Genomic DNA, 24,585 nt, shown 5'->3' with positions numbered 1-24,585 from the left:
GAAACTACAGGACAGCGCGGTCCGGCAACCGGATTAGACAAGGAGCGGCAGACATGCCCATCGCTTCGCCCGAGGTGTACGCCGAAATGCTCGATCGCGCCAAGGCCGGCGCGTTCGCGTACCCCGCAATCAACGTGACGTCCTCGCAGACGCTCAACGCGGCGCTGCGCGGCTTCGCCGAGGCGGAGAGCGACGGCATCATCCAGGTCTCGACCGGCGGTGCCGAATACCTCTCCGGGCCCACCGTCAAGAACATGGTCACCGGCGCCGTGGCGCTCGCCACCTACGCGCACGAGGTGGCCAAGAACTACAACATCAACATCGCACTGCACACCGACCACTGCCCCAAGGACAAGCTCGACGGGTACGTCCGGCCGCTGCTCGCGATCTCCAAGGAGCGGGTCGCCCGGGGCGAGGGTCCGCTGTTCCAGTCGCACATGTGGGACGGCTCGGCCGTGCCGCTCGCCGAGAACCTCGACATCGCCGCCGACCTCCTCGACGAGTCCGCCGCGGCGCACGTCGTGCTGGAGATCGAGGTCGGCGTGGTCGGCGGCGAGGAGGACGGCGTCGAGAACGCGATCAACGAGAAGCTCTACACCACCGTCGAGGACGGCCTGGCCATGGTCGACAAGCTCGGCCTGGGTGAGAAGGGCCGCTACATGGCGGCGCTGACCTTCGGCAACGTGCACGGCGTCTACAAGCCGGGCAACGTCAAGCTGCGCCCGGAGATCCTCAAGGAGATCCAGGACGCGGTCGGCGCCCGCACCGGCAAGGAGAAGCCGCTCTCGCTCGTCTTCCACGGCGGTTCGGGCTCGCTGCTCTCGGAGATCCGCGAGGCGCTCGACTGCGGCGTGGTCAAGATGAACATCGACACCGATACGCAGTACGCGTTCACGCGCCCGGTGGCCGACCACATGCTGAAGAACTACGACGGCGTCCTCAAGATCGACGGCGAGGTCGGCAACAAGAAGCTGTACGACCCGCGCGCCTGGGGTAAGACCGCCGAGGCCGGCATGGCCGAGCGCGTCTCGCACGCCTGCGAGAACCTGCGCTCGACCGGCACGACCCTCTCGAAGTAGTCCGTTTCGCCCGAAGGCCGACCCCGTTTCGCCGGGGTCGGCCTTCGTCGCTCGATGATCGAGGTGCCGGGTGACCATCGCTTCTCCGCTGACCGTGGACCAACTGGAGCTGATCGCCGAGCGGGCCGCGGAGCGCGGCGAGCCGGCGGCCGGCGCCGCCGAGCTGGTGGCGGTCGTCGACGACGGCCGCCTGACCGATCCGCAGGACGCCGTCGTCGCGCTCGGCATGGCGGCCGAGCTGCTGTTCCAGGCCGACGACCTGGCGGGCAGCCTCGCGCTGACCGACCGGGCCCTCGACGCGCGCCGGGCGCACGGCTCCGCACCCGAGTTCGCCCAGATCTTCAGGGCACAGTTGTTGTTCCGGCTCGACCGGGCCGACGAGGCCATGGCCGAGCTGACGCCGCTGCGCCCGCTGCTGACCAGCGACCCGGACGCGGCGACGGAGATCGCCGAGGCGCTGCTGGCCGGTGGCCGGGGCGAGACCGCCCACGAGTGGCTGACGGCGGCCGTCCACGAGGCGCGCGCGACGCTGCCCGAAACCGACGACCTCGACGAGGCCGGGGAGCTGGCGACCGCGATCGTGGCCGCGCTGGTCATCGAGCGCCATGAGGTCCGCCACGAGCTGGGCCTGCCGCATGACTCGTTCGACGAGATGGCCGAGGAGCTGGCCGTCGCGGCCGAGGAGGAGCAGCGGGCCGAGCTGACCGCGGCGCTCACCGAGCCGGTCGTCTTCTTCTCCGCGGCCGAGTTCGACCGTCTGGCCGAGCGCCTGCCCGCGGCGGCGGAGAGCTGCGGGCCGACCTGGGACGCACACCGTGCCGACATCGAGCAGGTGCTCGCGATGGGCGCGGAGGCGGGGATCACCACCGCGCGGGGGATCGTGGCCGGCTCCGCCGACGAGCTCGTCGCCTTGTGGGAACACGCCGAGGACGCCACGGTGGACGACGTCATCTACGACTACGCCGACGAGCTCGACGGCCGTGGGCCGCACATCGCGTGGCCGCCGGCCCGCAACGACGCGTGCTGGTGCGGCTCGGGCGCGAAATACAAGAAGTGCTGCCTGCCGCGCTCCCGGCGGGCCTCCTAGGGCTTGGTCAGCACCCGGACGGCTTCCTGGACGTCGTCGGTGACGTGGATCGTCTGCGACAGGTCGCCGAAGCGGGACAGGGCCATCAGCGGGCGGAGCAGGGTCTCGATGGGCAGCGTCCGCGTCCAGTAGGCGGTGTCCAGGAAGACGTACGCCCCGCTCGCGCCGTCGGTGCCGTAGAAGGTCTTGGTCGCCGCCTGGAAGACCTCCTGGACCGTGCCCGCCCGGCCGGGCGCGAACACGATGCCGCCGCGGGCCAGCCGCAGGATCATGTCCTCGCGGATCGCGTTCGAGAAGTACTTGGCGATCCGGCCCGCGAACAGGTTGGCCGGCTCGTGGCCGTAGAGCCACGTCGGGATCGCCAGGCCACCCTGGCGCGGCCAGTCGTCGCCGGTGGGCGCGAACCGCGCGCGGACCCGCAGGGCCGCCGCCGTGAACGGGTCGTGATCGAGGAAGTCGGGTGCCTCGGCCAGGTCGTCGATCGCGCTGGTCAGGTCGTCGGCCGACCGGTTGGACAGGAACGAGCCGAGGTTGGCCGCCTCCATCACGCCCGGGCCACCGCCGGTCACCACGAGCTGGCCCGCCCGGGTCAGCTCCCAGCCGAGCGTGGCGGCGAGCCGGTAGGCGGCCGAGCCGCGCGGCACCGCGTGGCCGCCCATCACCCCGACGACCGTGTCGGCGCCGTGCTCGGCGACCCAGGTCCGCGTCGCGTCGGCCAGGCCGTTGTCGATCGCGTGGTCGTGCAGCCGCTGCGCCAGGGCCTCCCGGACGTCCGGGGTCGCGCCGCCGGCCGCGCGGAAGTGCTCGTACACCACCGTGTCGTACATGCCGGCGAAGCCGTCGGTCTCGAAGCCCTTCGCCAGGTCCTCGGCGGTGTAGAGGCGCGACGGGTGGCTCGGGTAGGGCAGCGTCGGGAAGCCCGGGATCACGTGCGCGCCGCGCAGCACCAGCGCCGCCTCGACCTCCGGGGTCTCGAACTGGCAGCCGACGAAGAGCGCGTTGGTCAGGTCGACGTCGGCGAGCTCCGGGATCGGGTCCAGGTCGAGGCGCAGGCCCTGCACGGTCAGGCCGGCGAGGCTGCCGCGGCGGAGGTGGTGGTCGAGCTCCGCCCGGGACTCGATCTCGTCGGGGGTGGAGTCGGGGAGCGCGACGATGTCGGCGGGAGGTGGGGTCGGCACGCAAGACAACGTACGCGAGAGCCGCACGCGTGACGAAAGCCTCAGCCGTCGCGTCACCCTGCGCCACTGGTCACACGGTTGAATGTGCTGATGCAGAACCTGATGCCCGAGCCGCCGGCGACCCTGATCCCGGTCGACGAGGCGGCGGCCGCCGCCCTGGAAGCGGCCGCGAAGGACGGCAGCGACGCCGCCTACGAGCAGGCCGCCGCCGCGCACCCGACCTCGAGTGCGGCGTGGGCGGAGCTGGCCCAGCGGGCGCTCGACGAGGGGCACGCGGTCACGGCGTACGCGTACGCCCGGACCGGCTACCACCGTGGCCTGGACCAGCTGCGCCGCAACGGCTGGAAGGGACACGGCCCGGTGCCGTGGTCGCACGAGGGGAACCGGGGGTTCCTGCACAGCCTGTACGTGCTGTCCCGGGCCGCCGACCTGATCGGCGAGGCGGACGAGGCGGCGCGGTGCGCCCAGTTCGTCCGCGACTGCGACCCGGCCGCCGCTGACGCGCTCGGCGGCTGACGACCCTCCGCCGCGCTCCCTAGAGGCCTTCGGCGACCGCGGCGGCGATCTTTAGCCAGGCGTCTCGCGTCTCGCGGCTCAGCGACGCGTACCGCATGGGTTCGCCGGTGTCGATCAAGCGCTCGTAGGGTGCGAGCAGGACCGCCCGGGTGCGCGCGGCGAAGTGGTTCTGGATCGGCGGCAGGTCGATCTCGCGGCGGGACGGTGGCATCGACACCACGGTCACGGCCTGCCGGACCAGCCGGTGCCGGCCCGTCTGCTCCAGGTGGTCGAGCATGCGCGCGGCGGTCTCGGCGGAGTCGTTGCGGGCAGACATCGTCACCACGAGCTGGTCGGTCGCGTCGATGGCGGCCTGCCAGTTCTGCGCGCGTACGTTGTTGCCGGTGTCCACGAAGATCAACTTGTAGAACCGGCTGACGACGTCCCGGATGTGCGCGAACGCGGCGGCGGTCAACATCTCGCCGGCGGTGGCGGACTCGTCGGACGCCAGCACGTCGAACATGCCCTCGCCCTGCGCCCGCACGTACTGCGAAAGGTCGCCGACCCGCCCCTGCGCCCCGCGGAACTGGGCGAGATCGCGCAGCAGATCCCGCACGGTGCGGTTGTGGAAGTCCTGCTGGGCGCGCATGCCGAGGGTGCCCTGAGTTTCGTTGTTGTCCCAGGCCAGGACGTACCCGCCGCGCTTCTGCCCGAAGGTCATCGCGAGCAGCAGGATGGCCACGGTCTTGCCCGCACCACCCTTGGGATTGACGACGGTAACCTGCCGCAGCCCGCCGAAGTTCCGGCGGACGGTGTCGATCTCTTGGCGGCGCTCCCGCTCGTGCGCGCCGGGCGGCAGTTTGACGAGCCCCATCGAGGCGTTGTTGAGCACGGCCCGGACGCCGGTCGTGGCGACGGGGTCGGGCGCGCGCACGGCCCGCCGCCGGGCGAAGTCGTCGGCGGTGGGGACGGCGCCGTCTGGGGGCCATTCGGCACGGGGGTTGGCGGTCGCCGGGGGCGTCGCGGGGGCGGGCATGCGATAGACGCCGTGCTGCGGCACCTCGACCACGCCGGGCCCGACCTCGCCGTAACCGCCGGCGTCCGCCGGGTCCGGTTCGGGTCGCGGATGGGCGGACGCGTCCGCCGGGGCGGGCTCGTGACGCGGATATGGCGTGACCGGATACGCGCCGGTGTCGGCCGCCGCTGTTTCGTGGCGCGGGCGCGGGGTGACCGGGTAGGCGGCGGTGTCGGGTTGTGCCGGTTCGGGGCGCGGGCGTGGCGTCGGGGGGTAGGCGGCGGTGTCGGGTTGTGCCGGTTCGGCGCGCGGACGTGGCGTCGGCGGGTAGGCGGCGGTGTCGGGCTGGGCCGGTTCCGGGCGCGGCGTCGTCGGGTAGCCGGAGGTGTCCTGCGGCGCCGTTGCGGGTGGCGGTGTGACCGGGTAGGCGCCGGTCCGCGGCGCTGGGGCCGGAGCCGGCGTGACCGGGTAGCCGCCGGTGTGCCGCTCGGCGGGATGGACCGATTCGGCGTGCGGCGGTCGCTGCGGTGGGTGGGACCACGGCGTGCCGGCCACGTGCCCGTCACCACCGCGCTGCATGGGCACGGCGGCGGTCTGGCGGGCGCCTGGCTGCTCGCCGGCCGGTGAGACCGGCTGCGCCGGGACCACCCGGTTGCCATCACCGTTGGCCGTGGCCGGCATCGGGCCGACCACCGATTCCCCGCCGGGCGTCGACCCGTTGCCCGAGCCCGGCTGCGGCGTCGTGCCTACCTGGACCGTGTTGGCCGTCTGCCGCACTTCGTCCGCGACAGGTGCCGCCGCCGACCCGCTCGGGGACGACGCGTCATCCGCGGCGTGCGAAGCGTCGGCCGCATGCGCCGCTGCACCGTTTTGCCTGGCCGCCGCAGTGGGCGCCGTGGGCTGCGGTTCGTCGGGCGCTGCACCTTCGAGCCCGGATTCGGTTGCAGCGGCGGTCGCGGACGGATGGGGCGTAGTGGCGGGTAGCGATCCGTCAACAGCGTGCGCTGCTTGGTCTGCGGACTCGAACGGCGCGGGCCCGTTCGTGCTTGGACGGGGCGTCGCGGCAGGGTGCGGCTGGGCGGATGGGAACGGTTGGGCACCGTCTGGCGGTGTCGGCGACGGTCCGGTCGTCGTGCCGTGCGGCATTGCCGCGGCGGGGTCCGCAGCGTGGGCCGCCGAATGCTGCGTCGCGCTGGCTGGTCCGAATGGCGACGGCGCGGCGGTCGCGCCGGGACCCGGCCTGGCGGCGGGGTGCAGCCGGTCGGACGTGAAGGGTGCACCGCCGTCTGGCGATGTCGGCGACGATCCGGTGGGCCTGGCGTGGTGCGGGCCATGGGCAGCGTGCGGCGCCATGCCCTCTGGCGGTGGCGGCGACGATCCGGCGTGGTGCGGTCCGTGGGCCGCGTGCCGTGCCGCGTTGTCCGGACCGGCGGGCGGCGGGGCCGCAGGTGAGAACGGCTGGGCTGACGCCGGTCGCGCCGTCGGGTTCGGCCGCGTGCCTGTCCACGGCGGCACAGCCGGATGCGCTGTCGCCGGTGGCGGAGGTGCGACCGGATGCGGCGCCGGCTGCTGGGGGTGACTTGCCGGTGGGAAGCCGCCGGGACTGGCCGGCGGGAAGCGGCCAGGACCGGCCGGCGGGTAGTGGCCCGCGGGCGGCACGCCACCGACCCCCGGCGCGAAGCCCGCCCCCGGGCGATGCTGCGGATAACCGCCCAACCCCGGCGGCGGCGCCAAGCCAGGCCGGTTGATGGGCGGGGGAGCGGGCGGCGCAGGCACCCGGATCGGGGGTGGTGGCGGCGGCACCGGCGGGCCGCCGTGGAAGAAGCCTTCCGGCTGGTCGGCGGGCGCGGCCGGCGGATCGTCCGGGGGCCACGGCTGCTCGGCGCCCTGCCACGGCGCCGGGCCGTTGCCACTGGGCCGGTATACCCGGTCCGGATCGTCGACCACGCCGGTCACCTCCGTCACAGCGGTCACACCAGCCCCAAGCCTAAAGGGCCGCGCGGCCAATGGCCGAGATCAATCCCGCTGCGACCAGGAGATCAACCGGTGTAGACCGCCCAGGCGCCCGGTTCGATCCACCACGAGCGCTTGCGGGTCAGGGTGCCCGTGACGCCGTCGTCGACGAAAGGCACCTCGTCGTCCCGAGGGAGCACCGCCGCCGCGCGGCCGCGGGCGCGGCGTACCTCCACGCGGACCTTGGACTTGCCGAGCAAAGACCGGGACACCACGGGTACGGCGACCGCGACCTCGATCTGCCCCGACGTCGGGTCCGGGCCGTTCAGCAGCGGCAACCCGTCGAGCGTCGCGTAGCCGCCCGCGTTGCCCACCGCGCAGGCCAGCACCGGCTCGTTGCCGTCGGTGAGCACCGCGTCGTCGACCTCGACCCGGCCGCGCCAGGTGAGCTGCTGTCCCTGCGCCTGGCCGCCGACCAGGGCGCCGTCCAGCGTGACCGAGCCGGCGTCGGTGCGCAGCAGGTCCAGGCGCCGCACCGTGGACGACAGCGCGGCCGCCGCCACCGCCGACGGGTCGCGGGGCAAGTCGAGTTGGGCGATCAGATCCTGCTGCGCGGGGCCCATCGGCAGCACGGCGATCGCCGGCAGGTCTGGCACCGTGCGGTCGCCGGCCAGGTCGGCGGGCCTCCGGCTGGGCGGTGGCGCGTACCGGCGGACCAGCCGCCGCACGACGTGCCGCAACTGGCCGTCGGTCGCGACGCCCACCACCAGGCGGGTCTTGCTGTCGGTTTCGGGCCAGGTCAGCCCGTCCGAGCGGGCGGGGCCGTCGAAGCGGGCCAGGACCGCGTCGATCTCCTTGTCGGAGTGCGCGGTGACCGTCTCGACCCGGGCACCGGCGGCGCCGAGCGCGTCGACGCACGCCCGGACGGGCGCCCGCACGGGCTGTGCGGCGCAGGCGTCCGAGCCACAGCAGGCGTCACCCGCCCCTTCGGCCAGGGTCAGCAGCACCACGTCGTACACGGTCGATCTCCTCGCGCCGAACCGCTGTCGCGTCCAGGCGTTCGTCGGTTTGTTGTTAGCCTGACATCTCGGGCTCGCCAAGCGGTCGCCACCCTGGCACCCGAGCCCCGTGGAGGCGGTCGAAAAGATGCCAGCGATAGTGCTTCTCGGCGCGCAGTGGGGCGACGAGGGCAAAGGCAAGGTTACCGACCTGCTTGGCGGGCAGGTCGACTACGTGGTCCGGTACTCGGGCGGCAACAACGCCGGGCACACGGTGATCACCCCGGACGGGCAGAAGTACGCGCTGCACCTGATGCCGTCGGGCGCCCTCTCGCCCAACGCCGTCATCGTCATCGGCAACGGTGTCGTGATCGACCCCAAGGTGCTGCTCGCCGAGATCGACGGTCTCGCGGAGCGCGGCGTCGACGTCTCCCGCCTGCGGATCTCCGGCGACGCGCATCTGATCATGCCGCACCACCGCGCACTCGACCGCGTCGTCGAGCGCTACCTCGGCTCGGGCCGGATCGGCACGACGGGCCGGGGCATCGGCCCCGCCTACGGCGACAAGGTCGCGCGGATGGGCATCCGGGTGCAGGACCTGCTCGACCCCGGCATCCTGCGCAAGAAGGTGGAGCTGACCCTGCGGGAGAAGAACCAGACCCTGTTCAAGGTCTACAACCGCAAGGCGATCGACACCGACGCGGTGGTCGAGGAATACCTGGCGTACGCGGAGCGGCTGCGCCCGTACATCGCCGAGACCCGCGAGATCCTCTGGTCGGCGCTGGACCGCGGCGAGATCGTCCTGATGGAGGGCGCCCAGGCCACCATGCTCGACATGGACCACGGCACCTATCCGTTCGTGACGTCGTCCAACCCGACGGCCGGCGGTGCCTGTGTCGGCGCCGGCATCCCGCCCACCGCGGTCACGCAGGTGATCGGCGTCGCCAAGGCGTACACGACCCGGGTCGGTTCCGGTCCGTTCCCGACCGAGCTGTTCGACGAGAACGGCGCTCACCTGCGGAAGGTCGGCGCGGAGTACGGCACGACGACCGGCCGGGAGCGGCGGTGCGGCTGGTTCGACGCGGTGGTCGCGCGGTACGCGGTCCGGCTCAACGGCATCACCGACATGGTGATCACCAAGCTGGACGTGCTGACCGGGCTTGAGAAGGTGCCGATCTGCGTCGGGTACGAGATCAATGGCAAGATCCACTCGGACATGCCGATGTCGCAGACCGACTTCCACCACGCCGTGCCGGTCTACGAGGAGCACGACGGCTGGTGGGAGGACATCTCCAAGGCGCGCTCGTTCGACGAGTTGCCGGCCGCCGCCCGGTCCTACGTGGAGCGGATCGAGCAGCTCTGCGGCACCCGGGTGTCCGTCATCGGAGTGGGCCCGGGCCGCGAGGAGAACGTCGTGCGCCACGCGCTCATCGGCACCGCCTAGGATCGGACATCGTGCGCGTTCTTCTCATTGGTAGCGGCGGGCGTGAGCACGCCCTCGCCCTCGGTCTCGCTTCCTCTCCCGGCGTCACGCTGATCGCGGCGCCCGGCAACCCGGGCATCGCCGAGGTCGCCGCGCTGCGGGACGTCGACGCGATGAACCCCGACGCGGTCGCCGCGCTGGCCGTCGAGGTCGCCGCCGACCTCGTGGTGGTCGGCCCGGAGGCGCCGCTGGTGGCCGGCGTGGCCGACGCGGTGCGGGCCAAGGGCATCGCCTGCTTCGGCCCGACCGCGGCGGCCGCCGAGATCGAGGGTTCGAAGACCTTCGCGAAGGACGTCATGCGCGCCGCGGGCGTGCCGACGGCCGGTTCGGTCTCGACCAGTGACCTCGACGAGGTCGCGGCGGCCCTGGACCGGTTCGGCGCGCCGTACGTGGTGAAGGACGACGGGCTGGCGGCCGGCAAGGGTGTCCTGGTCACCGACGACCGGGACGCCGCGCTCGCCCACGCCGCCGCCTGCGGCCGGGTGGTGATCGAGGAATACCTCGCGGGCCCCGAGGTCTCGCTCTTCGTGATCACCGATGGCGAGACCGCGGTGCCGCTGGTGCCGGCGCAGGACTTCAAGCGGATCGGCGAGGGCGACACCGGGCTCAACACCGGAGGCATGGGGGCGTACGCGCCGCTGCCGTGGACCCCGCCGTCGCTCGTGCCGGACGTGCTCGAGCGGATCGTCCACCCGACCCTGGCGGAGATGCGCCGGCGCGGCCGGCCGTTCGCCGGGGTGCTCTACGTGGGGCTCGCGCTGACCCGCACCGGGCCGCGGGTGATCGAGTTCAACGCGCGCTTCGGCGACCCGGAGACGCAGGTGGTGCTCGCCCTGCTGGAGACGCCGCTGGCGGGTCTGCTGCGGGCGGCCGCGACCGGTCAACTCGCCGCCGAACCGCCGTTGCGCTGGCGGTCGGGCGCCGCGGTCACGGTGGTGGTCGCGTCGGCCGGCTATCCGGAGTCGGCGCACAAGGGCGACGTGATCACGGGCGCCGACGGGCCGGGCTTCATCCACGCGGGCACGGCGCGCGCGGCGAACGGCGACCTGGTCACCGCGGGCGGGCGGGTGCTGTCGGTGACGGCGACCGGCGCCGACCTGGCGACCGCGCGGGACGCCGCCTACGCGCTGGTGGACCGGGTTTCCCTGGCAGGTGCGGTGATCCGCCGGGACATCGCGCTGGCCGCGGTCGAAAACCGCATCCGGATCCCGGACTAATCACATCGGGCGGTCGTCGGGAACGCGACGGTGACGCGGCACGAAAGCGGGATTCGCCCAGCTCTATCGCTTCGTACCGTATCGCCATGAGGACCTTCCGCATCCCTCTCGTGCTGCTCGCCGCGGTCGCGGCCACGCTGCTGTCGGCGTGTGGCGACAAGACCGGCGCCAACCTGACCTCCGGCTCGTCGACGCCGGCCACGTCCTATGTGATCGGTGAGGACACGCCGACCGACGCCGACGTCAGCCCGAGCCCGGCGCCCACCACCAAGGCGCCCTCCGGCGGCGGCGACGACGGCAACCAGCCGCAGGGCCCGTGGATCCAATACTTCAAGATCAAGCAGTCGCCGAAGTGCCCGTCCGGCCAGTGGCCCAACGGCCGCGAGGTGATCGTCGAGTGGAAGGTCACCGGCACCGACAAGGTCACGCTCTCGGTCGACGGCCCGGGCGTCTACGGCACCTACGGCGCCTCGGGGTCGCAGGAGTTCTCCTTCCCCTGCGGCGACTGGGGTCCCGGCGAGACCGCCAAGCACACCTACCTGCTGCAGACCGTCGGCGGCGGCCCCGTGGCGAAGAAGACGATCACGGCGACGGCTACCGTCAGCGGGGGGCCGACCGGCACCCCGTCGCCGGCAGCCGAGGCGGCGCCCGACGCACCCTGAGGTCTCGATGCCGGAAGGTCACACGATCCATCGGTTGGCGGCCCGGCATCGCGCGCTCTTCGCCGGGCACAAGATCGAGCTCAGCAGCCCGCAGGGCCGGTTCGCGGAAGGCGCGGCGCTGCTGTCGGGACGGCTTCTGACCTCGACGGAGGCGCACGGGAAGCATCTGCTGCACCACTACGACGACGCCACCGTGCATGTCCATCTCGGGCTCTACGGCACGGTGACCGACGGCCCGGGGGAGCCGCCGGCGCCGGTCGGGCAGGTGCGGATGCGGATGGTGGGCGGCGGCCACTGGCTCGACCTGCGCGGGCCGACCGACTGCTCGGTGCTGGCGCCGCCCGAGGTCGCGGCGCTGCGGGCGCGGTTGGGCGCCGACCCGTTGCGGGCCGGCGCCGACCCGTCGGCCGCGATCGCCCGCATCACGCGGAGCGCGTCGGCGATCGCCGGCCGGCTGCTCGATCAGTCGATCATCGCGGGGTCGGGGCTGGTCTACACCAACGAGGTGCTGTTCCGGGCCGGCATCGCGCCGACCAGGCCGGGGCGTTCCGTGCCGGCCGAGCAGGTCCGGGCGATCTGGGCCGACCTGCGCGGGCTGATGGCCGAAGGGGTCAGCCGCGGGCGGATCGACACCGTGCACAGCCGGCACCTGCCGGAGGCGATGGGCCGGGCACCGCGGGTGGACCGGCACGGCGGCGAGGTCTACGTCTACCGCCGGACGGGCCAGCCCTGCCTCGTCTGCGGCACGCCGATCGCGCGGTCGGGGCTGGCGGGGCGCAACTCGTACTGGTGCCCTGGTTGTCAGGCCTGACTGTCGCGCAGGCCGACGCAGTCGAGCGCCCAGAACGGTTCCGCGTAGACCAGGGTGCCGGTCATCCACGACTCGTACGCGCTGAGTTTCACGACCTGGAACGCGGCGTCCGGGATGCGCAGGCTCGGCTTGCGGAAGCCGACGGCTCGCCCGGCTGGAACCCGCGCTCGCGGTAGTAGGCGGGGTCGCCCTCGAGGAAGAGCAGCGGTGCGCCGGCCTGGTCGGCCGCCTCGATCGCCGTGGCCACGAGCAGGGTGCCGAGGCCGCGCCGCTGGTGCCGCGGCAGCACCCCGAGCGGTGAGAGCACCAGCACGTCGACCAGCGCGCGGGGCGCGTCGAGCCAGGACGCGGTGTTCATGACGTGGCCGGCGATCTCGCCGTCGACGACGGCCACGAAGCCCTGGGGCGCCAGCGGCGCCGGCCGTTCGCGCAGCCGGTCGACCAGGCGCGGCACGAGGTCGTCGCCGAACGCGGCGGCGTGGACGTGCGCGACGGCCGCTTCGTCGTCGGCCGTCTCCGGCCGGACGGTGACCGTCACTTCCGGTTCCTGCCGACGAAGCCGAGCGCGAACGCCAGGATCGCGGCGCCCAGGGCGCTCCACATCACGCCGGTGAGGGTGTGCGGCGCGACGAACTCGGCGACGACGACCAGGGCGACGCAGGCCACCCAGACGGGCGCGGCGGCCCACTTGGCGCCGCTGGCGACCCGGTCGTTGATCAGCACGAAGACGAGGGCGTAGACGGCGCCGGTGGCGGCGAACACCGCGGCGTACCCGCCCAGGTGGGTGTAGTCGGGCCCGCCGGCCAGGCGGAAGGCGAAGCTGCCGGCCACGGCGGACGCGGCGACCAGGAACGCGCCACTCGCCGCGACCAGCAGGAGTGCCTTGCGCAGGGCGCGCTTGCTGCCCTGGGCCAGCCGGGGCAGGGCGAGCACGGTGACGACCTGCGGCGCCCAGAGCGCGCCCTTGGTCAGCACGGTGCCGACCGAGTACTCACCCGAGAGTTCGGGGGTCAGCAGGTAGCGGGCGAGGAGCAGGTCCGCGTACGAGGCGACCAGCATGGCGAGCGTCGCGGAGCAGGCGGTCAGCACCTCGCGGCCGCGGATCGGGTCGGCGACGAGCGGCTTCCGGCTGCGGCAGAGGAAGACCAGGATCGGCGGGACGACCCAGGCGACCAGGGCGCCGGCGACCAGCGACGTGGTGAGGCCGGCGCCGAGGACGAGGCCGGCGACCAGACCGCCGTAGCGGCCGAACGCGAGGACCGCCATGCCGGCCGCCAGGCGCAGGAAGCGCTGGTCGCCCTGCATCTCGCCGAGCCAGCGGCCGGCGTACACGGTCGGCACGGTGGCGAGCGCGGCGAGCAGCGGATACTGCACCGGCAGGTCGAGCACCGGGATCAGTGCCGGCGTGAGCACGAGCAGCGCGCCCGCGCTGATCGCCGCCGTCAGCAGGCTGATCCGGGTGGTCGACGCGGCGCCGTTGCGGGCGCGGTGCACGGCGATCGCGATCTGCAGGCCGAGGCCCGGCACGGAGGCGATCGCGGTGAGGCCGAGCACCGTGGCCAGCGCGCTGAGGTCGGCGCTGCTGAGCTGGCGGGCACCGATCACGGGCACCAGGTAGCCGAGCGCGTTGGTCAGGGCGCCGGCGATGGCGACCGCCGCGCCGGCGGTGGCGATCCGCCGAGCGCGCGTGGGAGCCGGTGCGGCTGGTTTGTCGGTCAGCGCAGACACGCCGTGCAGCCTAAGGCAAACGGTTGGCGTGTAGGCGACTGTCGCTGTTATCAAATCGTGATGCATCAATGTGATTGTCACGGAGCGTCCGCGCACCGGCATGGTCTGTCGGCCTTTGTGGGCATTCGCGGCGCGGCTGTTGATCGCCGTCGGTGGTCTTGTTGCCGGGGCGTGGTTACTGCTCGGTAACTAGGCCTTGTGAGGTGCGTCGCACGGGAGCACCATCGGTCCGTTCTTGGTTACCAGTGAGTAACGCGCGGAGGAGGACCCGTGTCGGAACCCCTTGAAACACCGCGGGGAAGGACCCGCTGGCGGCGGTTCGCCGCGCTCATCCTGCCCGCCGTAGCGGCGGCCGGATTCATCGTCTTCGGCATGGCCAACGGGGCCATCGCCGCGTCGTTCGCCGTGTCCGGCCAGACGTTCAAGGTCTCGGCGGACAAGCTCGTGGGCAACGGCTTCGTCCAGTACGGCAGCATGGTCGAGGACGCCAAGGGTGGTCAGCACCCGGTCGCCGTCTCCGGGATCAACCACGCGACGCTGGCCAACCTGTGCCAGTCCGTACGGGTGCCCGGCATGCCGATCGTTCTGACGATCAACGCCGGTGGTGGCGACAAGCCGGCCAGCGCCGACAACCTGCTCATCGACATGACCGAGCTGCGCGGCGACGCGACGTTCACCAACATCGAGATCGGCCGCGACGCCGGGACCCTGAACAAGGCCAACACGAAGGGCACCTCGGGCGCGTTCGGCCAGCAGGCCGACAAGGTCGTCATCAACGACCTCAAGCAGGTCGCGTGGTCCACCTCGGCGGGCACGTTCAAGCTGACCGGGCTGAAGCTGAAGGTCAACGTCGGCGCCGACGCCAAGGAATGTTTCGAGGATGAGTCCCACTAGCGCGTCCCATGCCCGGCCCGGATTCGCGGGCCGGGCCTGGCGCCACTTCCGCCGCTGGCGTCGTACCCGCCCGTTCTGGGGCGGCCTGCTACTGATCGTCAGCGGCGTGGAGATCTTCATGACCACGCAGATGAGCCTCGGCGGGTTGAGCTTTCAGCTCGGCCCGACCGGGTTCCTGTCGTGGCTGATCCCCACGATCCTGGTGGCGTGCGGCGCGCTGGCCTGGGGGACCCCGGCCCAACGGATGTTCTACGCCATCGTGGGCGCGGTGACGGCGGTGTTCTCGCTGATCGGCGTCAACCTGGGCGGGTTCTTCCTGGGCCTGGTCTTCGGCATCCTGGGCGCGGGGCTGGTGTTCGCCTGGACACCGGGCGCCGGCGCGGCCGCCGCCCCGGCGGAGCCGGCGCCGCCGGACGAGCCCGACGCGGACACCGGCGAGATTGCATCGACCGGCCACCTCGTGCCCGGCCTGGACGACCCGGACCAGGAGGAGCCATCGCCCGCGGACTCGCCGACGACGGCGACGCCCGCGACAACCTGGGCGAATCGTCCGGGCGCGGAACGGTCCAGGTCCGAAGCTGAGGCGGGCGATCGGGCCGTGGCGGATCGCTCCGATTCGGCCGCGGGTTCGTTCGGTGGCTCGGCCCCCGCGGGTCGTTCGGACGCGGGCACGTCGGCGATGGCTGCAGCCGGTGCTGATTCGACGGGCGCGGGCGAGTCGGGATCGGTGGGTTCCACCGAGGAGGACGACGCGGCGGGGGACGCGCCGTTGCCGCGGCGGGACGGGCCGCGGTTCTACGCCGTGGTCGGGTTTCTGCTCGTGTTGGCGACCAGCGTCGTCGTCGGGATGCGGGTGGCTACGCCGGCCTATGCGGCGCCGTCCTGTCCCGGATCGGGCGGCGTCACCGCGCCGAAGCCGGCCGAGACCGCCAGCAAACCCGCGGCGACCCCTTCCCCCTCCGCGACCGAGCAGGAGCCGCAGGAGGAGGAGAAGGACGGCGGGATCATCGGCGGCATCATCGACGGGATCACCGGCATCTTCGGTGGCGGCGACTCCGACGAGCCCGATCCCGATCCGGAGCCTGAGCCCGCGACCGCCGCGGCCGCCGCCGGTCCGACCGCGACCCCGACGCCCGGCGCGCCCGGTAGGGCCACCCCGTCGACGCCCAAGCCGAAGCCGGGCGCCTGCGGCCCGAAACCCGGCAACCCCGGTAAGGCTGATGAAGAACAACCGGTCGTACCGCTGCTCGACCCGGACCCGAACCTCCCCAGCGTCAACGCGAAGCCGTCACTCCTGACCGGCACGAAGCTGACGATGTGGAACCTGCGCCTGGCCGGCATCCAACCCCTGGACACCGCCGACGGTCAGGTGCGGGCCCTGAAGTTCACGATGAGCCGCTCGGTGGTCGAGACGTTCGCGCTGCGTGTGCCGCAGGGCAGCCGTGACCCGCTGCTGTTCACCAGCGGCTCGCTGACCGTGAGCGGCGACGTCGCGTTCTACGCGACCCGGTTCGTCGGCCGCTTCCACGGCATCAAGCTCACCCTGACGCCGGACTCGCCGCTGCCCCCGGACGGCATCCCGCTGACCATCCCGCGGATCGACTTCGACGACCCGCAGATCCAACTCATGTACGTGTCGTGCCACGAGTTGCGCGCCCCCACGTTGGACGAGGGGTTCGTCGCCGCTTGACGGCGCGAGCGGCTGTGTCGGGCATCCCCCCGCCCGGCACAGCCGCTCGGCCAGGAACTAGATGCGGCCCAGGGCCGACTTGAGCGGGTCGAGCCCGATCGAGCCCAGGTCGAGCGCCTGGCGGTGGAACTCCTTCAGGTTGAAGTCGGCTCCCTTGCGGGCGCGGGCGTCGTCGCGGGCCTGGAGCCAGATGCGCTCGCCGACCTTGTAGGACGGCGCCTGCCCCGGCCAGCCCAGGTAGCGGTTGAGCTCGAAGCGCAGCACGTCATCTTGCACGCGGCAGTGGGCGCGCATGAACTCCCAGCCCAGCTCCGGCGTCCAGCGCTCGCCCGGGTGGAAGCCGAACGGGTTGTCGCGCGGGATCTCGAGCTCGAGGTGCATGCCGATGTCGACGATGACCCGCGCGGCCCGGAACGCCTGCGCGTCGAGCATGCCGAGGCGGTCGCCCGGGTCGGCCAGGTAGCCCAGGTCGTCCATCAGGCGCTCGGCGTAGAGCGCCCAGCCCTCACCGTGGCCGGAGACCCAGAGCAGCAGGCGCTGGTAGCGGTTGAGCAGCTCCGTGCGTACCGCCGTCTGGGCGACCTGGAGGTGGTGGCCCGGAACGCCCTCGTGGTAGACGGTCGTGACCTCCTTCCACGTCGAGAACTCGGTCTGGCCCGCGGGCACCGCCCACCACATGCGGCCCGGCCGGGTGAAGTCCTCGCTCGGGCCCGTGTAGTAGATGCCGCCGTCGCTGGTCGGCGCGATCATGCACTCGATCCGCCGGATCTGCTCGGGGATGTCGAAGTGCGTGCCGTGCAGCTCGCCGATGGCCTTGTCGGCCAAGCTCTGCATCCAGTCGCGGAACGCTTCCTTGCCCTCGATGCGGCGGGCCGGGTCGTCGTCGAGCGCGCGCACCGCGTCGTCGATCGACGCGCCGGGCCCGACGATCCGGGCGGCCACCGCGCGCATGTCACCCTCGATGCGGGCCAGTTCTTCGAAACCCCACGCGTACGTCTCGTCAAGGTCGATCTTGGCGCCGAGGAAGTATTGCGAGGCGAGCTGGTAGCGCTCGCGCCCGGCGGCCTGCTTCTCACGACCGAGCGGGGCCAGCTCGTCGCGCAGGAACAGGCCGAAGGCCTGAGTGGCGGCGGTGGACGCGGCCGCGCCGCGGTCGAGCTCGCCGCGCAGCGCGCCGTCGGCCTCGAGACGGTCGGCCAGCGCGTGGAAGAAGTTGTCGCGCGCCGGGTCGGTCCAGATGTCGCACTGCTTGGCCACCTCGATCATCTGGTGGCGGGCGCTGACGTGCCCCTGCGCGGCGGCCTCGCGGAGCGTGACCTGCAGCTGCTCGACCGCCCGCGGGAACGCGTTGAGCCGGGCCGCGATGTTGCCGACCGCCTCGGCGCCCTCGGTGGGCATCAGGTCGAACGCGCCGCGCAGCCCGTGCACGGCGCTGGAGATCACGTTGATCTCGCTGGTGACCTCACCGGCGTCGTAGCGCGCCAGCTCCAGGCCCAGCCGCTCCTGCATCGCCTCCTTGGCGACCCGCTCGGACTCGGTCTCGGGTGTGACACCGGCCAGCTCGCTCAGCGTGCGCCGGGTCAGGTCGGCGCCGGCGGCGAAGCCATCGGGTGACAGGTCCTCGAACCTGTCGTCGAAGCCTGTGATGCCGACAAAGGTCGCGCCCGCCGGGTTGAGTGGCGCCCACTCGTCGACGTAGCGGTTGGCGAGGTCGTCGATTCGTCCCACGCGTTCGACCCTACGGCACAGGTCAGCCGAATTTCGGTCCCCCGAACCGGGGCTAGGGGAGCGTCGAGGGTCCGGTCCGAAACCCGCGCGCGTTCTGTCGTACCCATCAGGCAGAGTGTCACGGGTGACGACCGCTAACACTCCTGACAAGGCCGACCCGCGCGCCTGGCTGCCAGGATTTGTGCTTCTCGGGGTGATCTGGGGCTCCAGCTTCCTGTTCATCAAGGTCGGGGTGGCCGAGCTGCACCCCCTCTACGTGACGCTCGGCCGCGTGCTGGCCGGCGTGCTGACGCTGTTGGCCGTGCTGCTCGTCACCCGCGACCGACTGCCCCGTGACCCGCGTCTCTGGCTGCACCTGTCGGTCACCGGCGTCATCGGCACGGCGATGCCGTTCACCCTCTTCGGCTACGGGGAGGAGCGCGTCTCGTCGTCCCTGGCCGGCATCTGGAACGCGACGACGGCCCTGCTGGTGCTGCCGCTCGCGGTCTACCTGTTCCGCACCGAGCGGATGACCGCACGCCGCGCGGCGGGCCTGCTGATCGGTTTCGTCGGCGTCCTGGTCGTGCTGGGCGTCTGGGAGGGTCTCGGCGGCGCCCAGTTCACCGGCCAGCTCATGTGCATCGCGGCGGCGGCCTGCTACGCGGTCGCGATCCCCTACACGAAGCGTTTCATCAGCGACCGCCGCGAGTCGGGCATCTCGCTGGCGGCCGGCCAACTGGTCACCGCGACGATCGCCCTGGCCATCGTCGCCCCGCTGGCGGTCGGCGCGCCGACCCCGCTCACCGACCTGTCGTTCAAGGCGATCGCCAGCATCCTGGCCCTCGGCGCGATCGGCACGGGCCTGGCCTTCGTACTCAACATGCGCAACATCAAACTCGTCGGCGCGACCACGGCGTCGATGGTCACCTACCTGATCCCGGTGTTCGCCGTCATCCTCGGCGTGCTGGCCCTCGACGAACACGTCACCTGGCACCAGCCGGTGGGCGCGCTGGTCGTGCTGGTCGGCGTCGCGGTCGCCCAGGGTTTGTTCACCCGACGCAAGCCAGCGAAGCCGGCGCCATCGGTCCCGGAGTCGGAGCTAGCCCCCGACCCGGCGTAACAGCCACCAGCGGCGCGGCACGAAAGGGGCGTAGGAGCGGACCTTGCGCGGGCGCGGACCTAGCTCCGGCGCGGGCGGTGCGTTTGCGCGGACCTTGCCCACGGCGAGGACGGCGCAAGGGCGCGGACCTTGCGCATGCGCGGACCTCGCCCCGGCACGGACGGAGCGTGGGCGCGGACCTTTGCGCGGGCGTGAGCCTTGCCAATTGGGGACGGCGCGTGGGCGCGGACCTTGCGCATGCGCGGGCCTCGCCCCGGTACGGGGCGGTGCGTGGGCGCGGACCTTGCGCGGGCGTGGACCCTGCGCGGGCGTGGACCTCGCCCAGTGGGGACGGCGCGTGGGGTGAACCCTCTCGCAAAAATCTACAATGATGTCCAGCTCGGCTGAGTCGGCCCGCCTCATTTCCAATTCACTCATTTCGCAGTTGCTTCCATTTCTTCCCGTTCATATACGACCACGTGGCGGTCGCCGGCAAGCACGTTTACAACGACCCTCACCGGGGTGCCGTCCGTAGTGAGACCCGTGCAGATGTGGGACGCGATCGGGGTTTCCGGGGCCAAGATCTAGACGCCTTACCTCGTCCGGCGTCGGCATACGAACGTAGATTTCATCAAGGGCGCGGACTTTGGCGGTAGCCCTGTTCGGCGAGTACCTCATTCGCACCACGAGCAATGTCGACTGGTCGCATGATCCGGTGTCCTGGAGCAGCGACAACGGGAAGTAGCTATCGTTCGTGTTGTACGGTTCGCCATCGAGGTAGCGGACGCGCCGACGGACGACTGTCAGCTCGCCGTCCTTTAGGCGCAGCCGCGAGGCCACTTCGGGTGGAGGCGACACGATTGAAACGTCGAGGGACTGCCGCGGCTCACGCCCCCTCTGCCGAGTGATCCGCCATGAAGCGATCCATCTCCGGAGTCTTCGGTTGCGGGCGGAACTCGCTCTGTGGCCGGTACTAGAGCGGCTGCCGGTGGCGCACGAAGCGGCAACGCCCGCGGTGGCGACTTGGTTGCGAAAGCCCGTGCGGCCGGAAGCTCGGCGGTCATTGCCCCGACCGGGTGCCGCTTCGGAAAGAAACAGCGGATACGAAGTCGCGGGCCGGACACCGCAATATCGGACTGCCCGACGAACTAGTCGCCTTACTCGAACGGCACCAAAAGGAGCAGGAAGCCGAATGCGAGAATGCGGCTCAGCTCCGGACGGACGGCGGATGGGTGTTCGCAACGCCGACCGGACAGCCGCTGAATCCGCGAACCGACTACACGGAATGGAAGCGCCTACTCGCGCGGGCAGGCATTCGGGACGGACGGCTACACGACGCCCGGCATGCCGCCGCAACTGTCCTGCTGATTCTCGGCGTCGCCGACCGCGCGGTGATGGGCATCATGGGCTGGTCTGACTCCGGCATGGGGCCCGCCGATACCAGCACGTCACGAAGCACGTTCAACGCGACGTAGCGAAGCGTGTGGGCGGGTCTGCTCTGGCAACCCGACGACCCGGGCGACGGCCCGGCAGGGACGCTCAGAGGGGCACCCTGACGGGCAACTGAGACCGAAACTGAGACCACAACGAGCGACGCCCGGCCGCGTGAGTCACGCTGCCGGGCGTTTGCCCTGCTACTGGCGGTGGTGGCGGGATTTGAACCCGCGGAGGGCGTAAACCCTCACACGCTTTCGAGGCGTGCTCCTTAGGCCACTCGGACACACCACCGCCGAGTAGGCTACCCGACCACCACAACGGGCGGCGCGGCGGCATCCACACCGCGCCGACCTGGCAGTATCGCCCGCATGAGTATTCACATCGGTGCGGAGCCCGGCGATATCGCGGAGCGCGTCCTCATGCCCGGCGACCCGCTCCGGGCGAAGTGGATCGCCGAGACCTACCTCGACGACGCCAAGTGCTACACCGAGGTTCGCGGCATGCTCGGCTTCACCGGCCGCTGGCAGGGCGTCGAGGTCTCGGTGCAGGGCTCCGGCATGGGCATGCCGTCCGCGTCCATCTACGCGCACGAGCTGATCAACGACTACGGCGTGAAGACGCTGATCCGCGTCGGCTCCTGCGGCGCCCTGGCCGAGGAGTTGCAGCTCCGCGACGTGATCGCGGCCAGCGGCGCGTCGACCGACTCCAACATGAACCGCGCCCGGTTCGACGGCCTCATCGACTACGCCCCGGTGGCCGACTTCCACCTGCTGCGCACCGCCGTCGACATCGCGGAGCGGCGCGGCATCCCGATGACGGTCGGCCCGATCCTCGCCGCCGACGCGTTCTATACCGACCGCCCCGACCTCTACGACGCCCTGGCCGACTACGGCGTGCTGGCCGTCGAGATGGAGTCCGCGGCGCTCTACACGATCGCGGCCCGGTTCAAGGCGCGGGCGTTGACCGTGCTGACCGTCTCCGACCACATCAAGCGCGGCGAGAAGACCACCTCGCAGGAGCGGGAGCAGACGTTCGGCCAGATGGTCGAGATCGCCCTGGACACCGCGATCGCGTAGCGATCGCCCTTGTGGCACAGATCGCTCGACAGCCGCGAAGAGACGTGCGCCACAACAATATTTACGACCGGTCGGTCAGATAGCTCGGTACCGTGACCGGGTGACGATCGACGGCCGCATCGCGCGCGGCGACCGCACCCGGGCGGCCGTGCTCGACCGCGCGGTCGCCCGGGCCACCGAGGACGGCCTCGACGGCCTGTCGCTCGGCCAGCTCGCCACCGACCTCGGCGTCAGCAAGTCGGGCCTGTTCGCGCACTGGCGCTCCAAGGAAGAGCTCCAGCTCGCCACGATCGAACGCGCCGCCGACCAGTTCCGCGAGCACGTCGTCCGGCCCGCGCTGCGGGCGGGTCGTGGCGTGCACCGGTTGTGGTCGCTGCACGATCACCGGATCGCCTTCTACGAGGCCAGCTACCTGCCCGGCGGGTGCTTCTTCGCCAAGGTGCAGTTCGAGTTCAGCGCGCGGCCGGGCGTCATCCGCGACCGGCTCGCCGCCAACTTCCAGGAATACACCGACATGGTCGACCGCCTCGGTCGGGAGGCGGTGGCCGCCGGCCATCTGGTCGCCGGCACCGACACGCGCCAACTGGCGTACGAGTTCGAGTCGTTCGCTCTCACCGCGGTGTTGAAGTCCCGCCTGCTGCTGTTTCCCGAGGTCGCCTACGGTTACGCGCGCCGTGCGGCCCACGACCGCCTGCGCGCGCTGGCCACCGATCCCGAACTGCTACCGGAGGAATAAGAAATGACGACCGTGCTGGATTACGGACACCAGGAGCGGGTCCGCATCCACTACGACGACCTAGACCAGATGGGCATAGTGCACAACGCCCGCTACGCCGTGCTGCTCGAACGCGCGCTGACCTCGTACTGGGAGGAACGCGGCTTCTCCATCGCGAACGGCCGACCGACCGCGCCGGACGTGTTCAACGCCGTCGCCGAGTTCACCATCAACTACCGGGCGCCGATCCGCGGCACGGGCGACGTCCTGATCCACTTCTGGCTCGACAAGTTCGGCCGGACCAGCGGGGTGTACGGCTTCCGGATCACCTCGGCCGACGGGAAAACGGTGCACGCGGAGGGGCACCGTGCGATCGTCCGGCTGGACCCGGCGACCATGCGACCGACCGAGTGGACCCCGGCCGCCCGTGCGGTCGCCGGCCCGCTGATGCGGCCCGCGCTAACGCAGCCGGAAGAAGCCGCGTAGCAGGTCCGCGGCCTCGGTCGCGAGCACGCCGCCGTACACCTCGGGGCGGTGGGTCAACCGGCGGTCCCGGACCACGTCCCAGAGCGAGCCCACCGCGCCCGTCTTCGGCTCCCAGGCGCCGAAGACCAGCGTGGACACCCGCGCCAGCACCAGGGCGCCGGCGCACATCGTGCACGGCTCGAGGGTGACCACGAGAGTGCAGCCCTCGAGCCGCCACGTGCCCAGCGCCGCCGCGGCGCGGCGCATCGCGACGATCTCGGCGTGCCCCGTGGGGTCGCCGGTCAGCTCGCGCTCGTTGTGCCCGACCGCGAGCTCGGTGCCGGCCGCGTCCAGGAGCACCGCGCCGACCGGCACGTCGGCGGCGTCGGTGGCCGCCGCCCCGGCCGCGACGGTCAACGCCCGCCGCATCCATTCCTCGTGGCGGTCGCGCCGGGCGGACGTCACGCCTCCCGCAACTCCTCGACCTCGTCGCCGCAGCCGATGGTCTGGCACAGCTCGGCGGTGACGTCGGCGGGCATCAGCCCGTCGTGCGCGCACAGCTCCAGCAGCCGGCGGGCCGGGATGCCGAGGTCGGCCAGCAGGTCGGCGTCACCGACCGGGTCGGCGTCGGGGTCCGCGGCGGGCTTGTCGGGGTCGGCCTGCTGCTCGACCACCTCGTCGATCTCGATGGCCGGGGCCTTGATGTCGCCGACCAGCAGCGCGCCGAGCCGGGATTCCTCGGCGAAGGCGGAGTCGGAGCCGAAGACCCGCAGGTCCTCGCCCTCGTCGAGGCGCAGGATGACCAGGTAGGTGTCGTCGGCTTCGACGAAGAGCAGGGAGATGTCGGCTTCCAGGTCGACGTCGCGGAGCCGGTCGGCGGCCTCTTCGATGTCGGCGGCGCCGTTCAGGTTGACCTCAGCGGCGGCCCAGCCGGCTGAACCGCGGACCGCGGCTGCAGCGAAGTACGACACGGCACTTGCCCCCAATGACCCCCGGCGGCGCGCGGCCACTCCTGCGAAACCAACAGACGGAACGGTAGCCGGTCAGCCCGGCGCCAGCTTCGCCAACGCCCCGAAGGAGGGACGGGTCAGCTGGCCAGTCGGCGGCGGGTCGCGATCAGCTCTCGGAGCTTGTCGCCCTGGATGCGGCGCGGTTGGCTGCGCTCGCGCACCGACTTCGCTCCCGCGAGCTCGGCGAGTAGCTGCATCCGGCGGCGGCTGCGCTCAGGGTCCAGCCGCTGCACTTTCCAAGCCATGGCGGCAGCGTCTCCGATGCTCGAGCGGTTCGTCAAGGGCGGTCGCACTGCGCAGCGAATCCCGTACGCAGAGCGGCGTTCCGGCCACGCGAGGTCGCCGGGCGATCACCTGAAGTCACCACAGTGGCCAGTCGCCGTGGTTCAGCCAGGAGACCACGACCACCACCGCCGCGACGCTCCAGCCCACCCCGGTGGCGGCCGCGACACCGACCGCCACGCCGCGGTCGCCGACGCGGGCCAGCAGCAGCGCGACCAGCCAGGCGATCCCGCCGGCCAGCAACGTCCACCAGGCGTACCCCCGGACCGTCGAATCGACCACACCGAAGGCGAGCAGCCACACCGCGCCGGCCCCGGCACCGGCGGCGACGGCACCGCCCCGCACGGGATGCGGCTCGCGGTAGACCGGCCGGGTCCGCGTCGTAGGGAACAGACCCGATGGCGGGGTACGCGGCCCGCCCGCTTGTTGCGTCACGGCAACCCCCTCTCGGATCTGTTCCAGGGCCTGTCTCGAAGTGGGGGCCGGGGCGAGGCGAGGCCCAGG

General features: G+C 72.0%; 24 protein-coding genes, 1 tRNA gene and 1 pseudogene. 14 read left to right on the top strand and 12 right to left on the bottom strand.

The window, feature by feature from the left end:
* Positions 1 to 53: 53 nt before the first annotated feature.
* Both fbaA and Asi02nite_RS24340 read left to right on the top strand, forming a co-directional pair.
* Positions 54 to 1,079, top strand: coding sequence for a class II fructose-bisphosphate aldolase (gene fbaA, locus Asi02nite_RS24345; RefSeq protein ID WP_203716222.1), 1,026 nt, complete (start codon positions 54 to 56; stop codon positions 1,077 to 1,079).
* 70 nt (positions 1,080 to 1,149) lie between these two features.
* Positions 1,150 to 2,166, top strand: coding sequence for an SEC-C domain-containing protein (locus Asi02nite_RS24340; protein ID WP_203716221.1), 1,017 nt, complete (start codon positions 1,150 to 1,152; stop codon positions 2,164 to 2,166).
* On the opposite strand, the gene Asi02nite_RS24335 is transcribed toward Asi02nite_RS24340, so the two are convergent.
* On the bottom strand, positions 2,163 to 3,344 hold the full coding sequence (locus Asi02nite_RS24335; RefSeq protein ID WP_203716220.1) for an LOG family protein: 1,182 nt from the start codon (positions 3,342 to 3,344) through the stop codon (positions 2,163 to 2,165). The genes Asi02nite_RS24340 and Asi02nite_RS24335 overlap by 4 nt on opposite strands.
* Positions 3,345 to 3,434: 90 nt before the next feature.
* Between Asi02nite_RS24335 and Asi02nite_RS24330 the strand changes: the two genes are divergently transcribed.
* On the top strand, positions 3,435 to 3,860 hold the full coding sequence (locus Asi02nite_RS24330; protein WP_203716219.1) for a DUF3151 domain-containing protein: 426 nt from the start codon (positions 3,435 to 3,437) through the stop codon (positions 3,858 to 3,860).
* Between the two features lie 19 nt (positions 3,861 to 3,879).
* Here Asi02nite_RS24330 and Asi02nite_RS41795 read toward each other — a convergent pair whose 3' ends face one another.
* Together Asi02nite_RS41795 and Asi02nite_RS24320 are read right to left on the bottom strand one after the other, a co-directional pair.
* Positions 3,880 to 5,631, bottom strand: a complete 1,752-nt coding sequence (locus Asi02nite_RS41795; protein ID WP_239127023.1) for a chromosome partitioning protein — start codon at positions 5,629 to 5,631, stop codon at positions 3,880 to 3,882.
* A 1,262-nt stretch (positions 5,632 to 6,893) separates the two neighbouring features.
* On the bottom strand, positions 6,894 to 7,826 hold the full coding sequence (locus Asi02nite_RS24320) for a hypothetical protein (protein ID WP_203716218.1): 933 nt from the start codon (positions 7,824 to 7,826) through the stop codon (positions 6,894 to 6,896).
* Between the two features lie 127 nt (positions 7,827 to 7,953).
* Here Asi02nite_RS24320 and Asi02nite_RS24315 point away from each other — a divergent pair, with 127 nt between their 5' ends.
* The 4 genes from Asi02nite_RS24315 to Asi02nite_RS24300 all read left to right on the top strand — a co-directional run bounded on the left by Asi02nite_RS24315 (position 7,954) and on the right by Asi02nite_RS24300 (position 11,978).
* Positions 7,954 to 9,249, top strand: a complete 1,296-nt coding sequence (locus tag Asi02nite_RS24315) for an adenylosuccinate synthase (RefSeq protein WP_203716217.1) — start codon at positions 7,954 to 7,956, stop codon at positions 9,247 to 9,249.
* Between the two features lie 11 nt (positions 9,250 to 9,260).
* Positions 9,261 to 10,505, top strand: coding sequence for a phosphoribosylamine--glycine ligase (gene purD, locus Asi02nite_RS24310; protein ID WP_203716216.1), 1,245 nt, complete (start codon positions 9,261 to 9,263; stop codon positions 10,503 to 10,505).
* A gap of 86 nt (positions 10,506 to 10,591) precedes the next feature.
* Positions 10,592 to 11,167 (top strand): hypothetical protein, encoded by a 576-nt coding sequence (locus Asi02nite_RS24305; protein ID WP_203716215.1) that lies wholly within the window; start codon positions 10,592 to 10,594, stop codon positions 11,165 to 11,167.
* Positions 11,168 to 11,174: 7 nt separating this feature from the next.
* Positions 11,175 to 11,978, top strand: coding sequence for an Fpg/Nei family DNA glycosylase (locus tag Asi02nite_RS24300; protein WP_203716214.1), 804 nt, complete (start codon positions 11,175 to 11,177; stop codon positions 11,976 to 11,978).
* 88 nt (positions 11,979 to 12,066) lie between these two features.
* Here Asi02nite_RS24300 and Asi02nite_RS24295 read toward each other — a convergent pair whose 3' ends face one another.
* Both Asi02nite_RS24295 and Asi02nite_RS24290 read right to left on the bottom strand, forming a co-directional pair.
* Complete coding sequence (locus Asi02nite_RS24295; RefSeq protein WP_239127022.1) at positions 12,067 to 12,516, bottom strand: GNAT family N-acetyltransferase; 450 nt, start codon at positions 12,514 to 12,516, stop codon at positions 12,067 to 12,069.
* Entirely contained in the window at positions 12,513 to 13,706 is a 1,194-nt protein-coding gene (locus Asi02nite_RS24290) for an MATE family efflux transporter (RefSeq protein WP_239127021.1), read from the bottom strand. Before Asi02nite_RS24290 ends, Asi02nite_RS24295 begins: the two co-directional genes overlap by 4 nt.
* 270 nt (positions 13,707 to 13,976) lie before the next feature.
* On the opposite strand from Asi02nite_RS24290, the gene Asi02nite_RS24285 reads away from it, so the two are divergent.
* Both Asi02nite_RS24285 and Asi02nite_RS24280 read left to right on the top strand, forming a co-directional pair.
* On the top strand, positions 13,977 to 14,600 hold the full coding sequence (locus Asi02nite_RS24285; protein ID WP_203716213.1) for a DUF6230 family protein: 624 nt from the start codon (positions 13,977 to 13,979) through the stop codon (positions 14,598 to 14,600).
* A complete protein-coding gene (locus tag Asi02nite_RS24280) occupies positions 14,587 to 16,290 on the top strand; it encodes a DUF6114 domain-containing protein (RefSeq protein ID WP_203716212.1) in 1,704 nt (567 codons plus the stop codon). Before Asi02nite_RS24285 ends, Asi02nite_RS24280 begins: the two co-directional genes overlap by 14 nt.
* A gap of 57 nt (positions 16,291 to 16,347) precedes the next feature.
* On the opposite strand, the gene Asi02nite_RS24275 is transcribed toward Asi02nite_RS24280, so the two are convergent.
* Positions 16,348 to 18,018: a DUF885 domain-containing protein gene (locus Asi02nite_RS24275; RefSeq protein WP_203716211.1), complete on the bottom strand. Its 1,671-nt coding sequence runs from the start codon at positions 18,016 to 18,018 to the stop codon at positions 16,348 to 16,350.
* Positions 18,019 to 18,142: 124 nt separating this feature from the next.
* Between Asi02nite_RS24275 and Asi02nite_RS24270 the strand changes: the two genes are divergently transcribed.
* On the top strand, positions 18,143 to 19,117 hold the full coding sequence (locus tag Asi02nite_RS24270) for a DMT family transporter (protein WP_203716210.1): 975 nt from the start codon (positions 18,143 to 18,145) through the stop codon (positions 19,115 to 19,117).
* A gap of 444 nt (positions 19,118 to 19,561) precedes the next feature.
* On the opposite strand, the gene Asi02nite_RS42795 is transcribed toward Asi02nite_RS24270, so the two are convergent.
* Positions 19,562 to 20,005, bottom strand: a complete 444-nt coding sequence (locus Asi02nite_RS42795) for a UTRA domain-containing protein (RefSeq protein ID WP_373312323.1) — start codon at positions 20,003 to 20,005, stop codon at positions 19,562 to 19,564.
* Between the two features lie 83 nt (positions 20,006 to 20,088).
* Between Asi02nite_RS42795 and Asi02nite_RS24260 the strand changes: the two are divergent.
* Positions 20,089 to 20,652 (top strand): annotated as a pseudogene (locus tag Asi02nite_RS24260) (tyrosine-type recombinase/integrase); the annotation flags it as partial.
* An 82-nt stretch (positions 20,653 to 20,734) separates the two neighbouring features.
* Here the strand turns inward: Asi02nite_RS24260 and Asi02nite_RS24255 are convergent.
* Positions 20,735 to 20,824, bottom strand: a tRNA-Ser gene (locus tag Asi02nite_RS24255).
* Between the two features lie 77 nt (positions 20,825 to 20,901).
* Between Asi02nite_RS24255 and deoD the strand changes: the two genes are divergently transcribed.
* From deoD to Asi02nite_RS24240, 3 genes are all read left to right on the top strand, one after another.
* Complete coding sequence (gene deoD / locus Asi02nite_RS24250; RefSeq protein ID WP_203716208.1) at positions 20,902 to 21,609, top strand: purine-nucleoside phosphorylase; 708 nt, start codon at positions 20,902 to 20,904, stop codon at positions 21,607 to 21,609.
* A gap of 100 nt (positions 21,610 to 21,709) precedes the next feature.
* A complete protein-coding gene (locus Asi02nite_RS24245; protein ID WP_203716207.1) occupies positions 21,710 to 22,345 on the top strand; it encodes a TetR/AcrR family transcriptional regulator in 636 nt (211 codons plus the stop codon).
* A gap of 3 nt (positions 22,346 to 22,348) precedes the next feature.
* Complete coding sequence (locus tag Asi02nite_RS24240) at positions 22,349 to 22,810, top strand: acyl-CoA thioesterase (RefSeq protein ID WP_203716206.1); 462 nt, start codon at positions 22,349 to 22,351, stop codon at positions 22,808 to 22,810.
* On the opposite strand, the gene Asi02nite_RS24235 is transcribed toward Asi02nite_RS24240, so the two are convergent.
* From Asi02nite_RS24235 to Asi02nite_RS24220, 4 genes are all read right to left on the bottom strand, one after another.
* Positions 22,784 to 23,218, bottom strand: coding sequence for a nucleoside deaminase (locus tag Asi02nite_RS24235; protein ID WP_203716267.1), 435 nt, complete (start codon positions 23,216 to 23,218; stop codon positions 22,784 to 22,786). The two genes, Asi02nite_RS24240 and Asi02nite_RS24235, sit on opposite strands and share 27 nt — an antisense overlap.
* Before the next feature lie 32 nt (positions 23,219 to 23,250).
* On the bottom strand, positions 23,251 to 23,760 hold the full coding sequence (locus Asi02nite_RS24230; RefSeq protein WP_203716205.1) for a tRNA adenosine deaminase-associated protein: 510 nt from the start codon (positions 23,758 to 23,760) through the stop codon (positions 23,251 to 23,253).
* A gap of 116 nt (positions 23,761 to 23,876) precedes the next feature.
* Positions 23,877 to 24,044: a hypothetical protein gene (locus Asi02nite_RS24225; protein ID WP_203716204.1), complete on the bottom strand. Its 168-nt coding sequence runs from the start codon at positions 24,042 to 24,044 to the stop codon at positions 23,877 to 23,879.
* 115 nt (positions 24,045 to 24,159) lie between these two features.
* Positions 24,160 to 24,516, bottom strand: a complete 357-nt coding sequence (locus tag Asi02nite_RS24220; protein WP_203716203.1) for a hypothetical protein — start codon at positions 24,514 to 24,516, stop codon at positions 24,160 to 24,162.
* Positions 24,517 to 24,585: the final 69 nt, after the last annotated feature.

This window comes from Asanoa siamensis (assembly GCF_016862555.1).
In the GTDB taxonomy this organism is placed as follows: domain Bacteria; phylum Actinomycetota; class Actinomycetes; order Mycobacteriales; family Micromonosporaceae; genus Asanoa; species Asanoa siamensis.
This window is presented reverse-complemented; position numbering and strand designations above follow the sequence as displayed.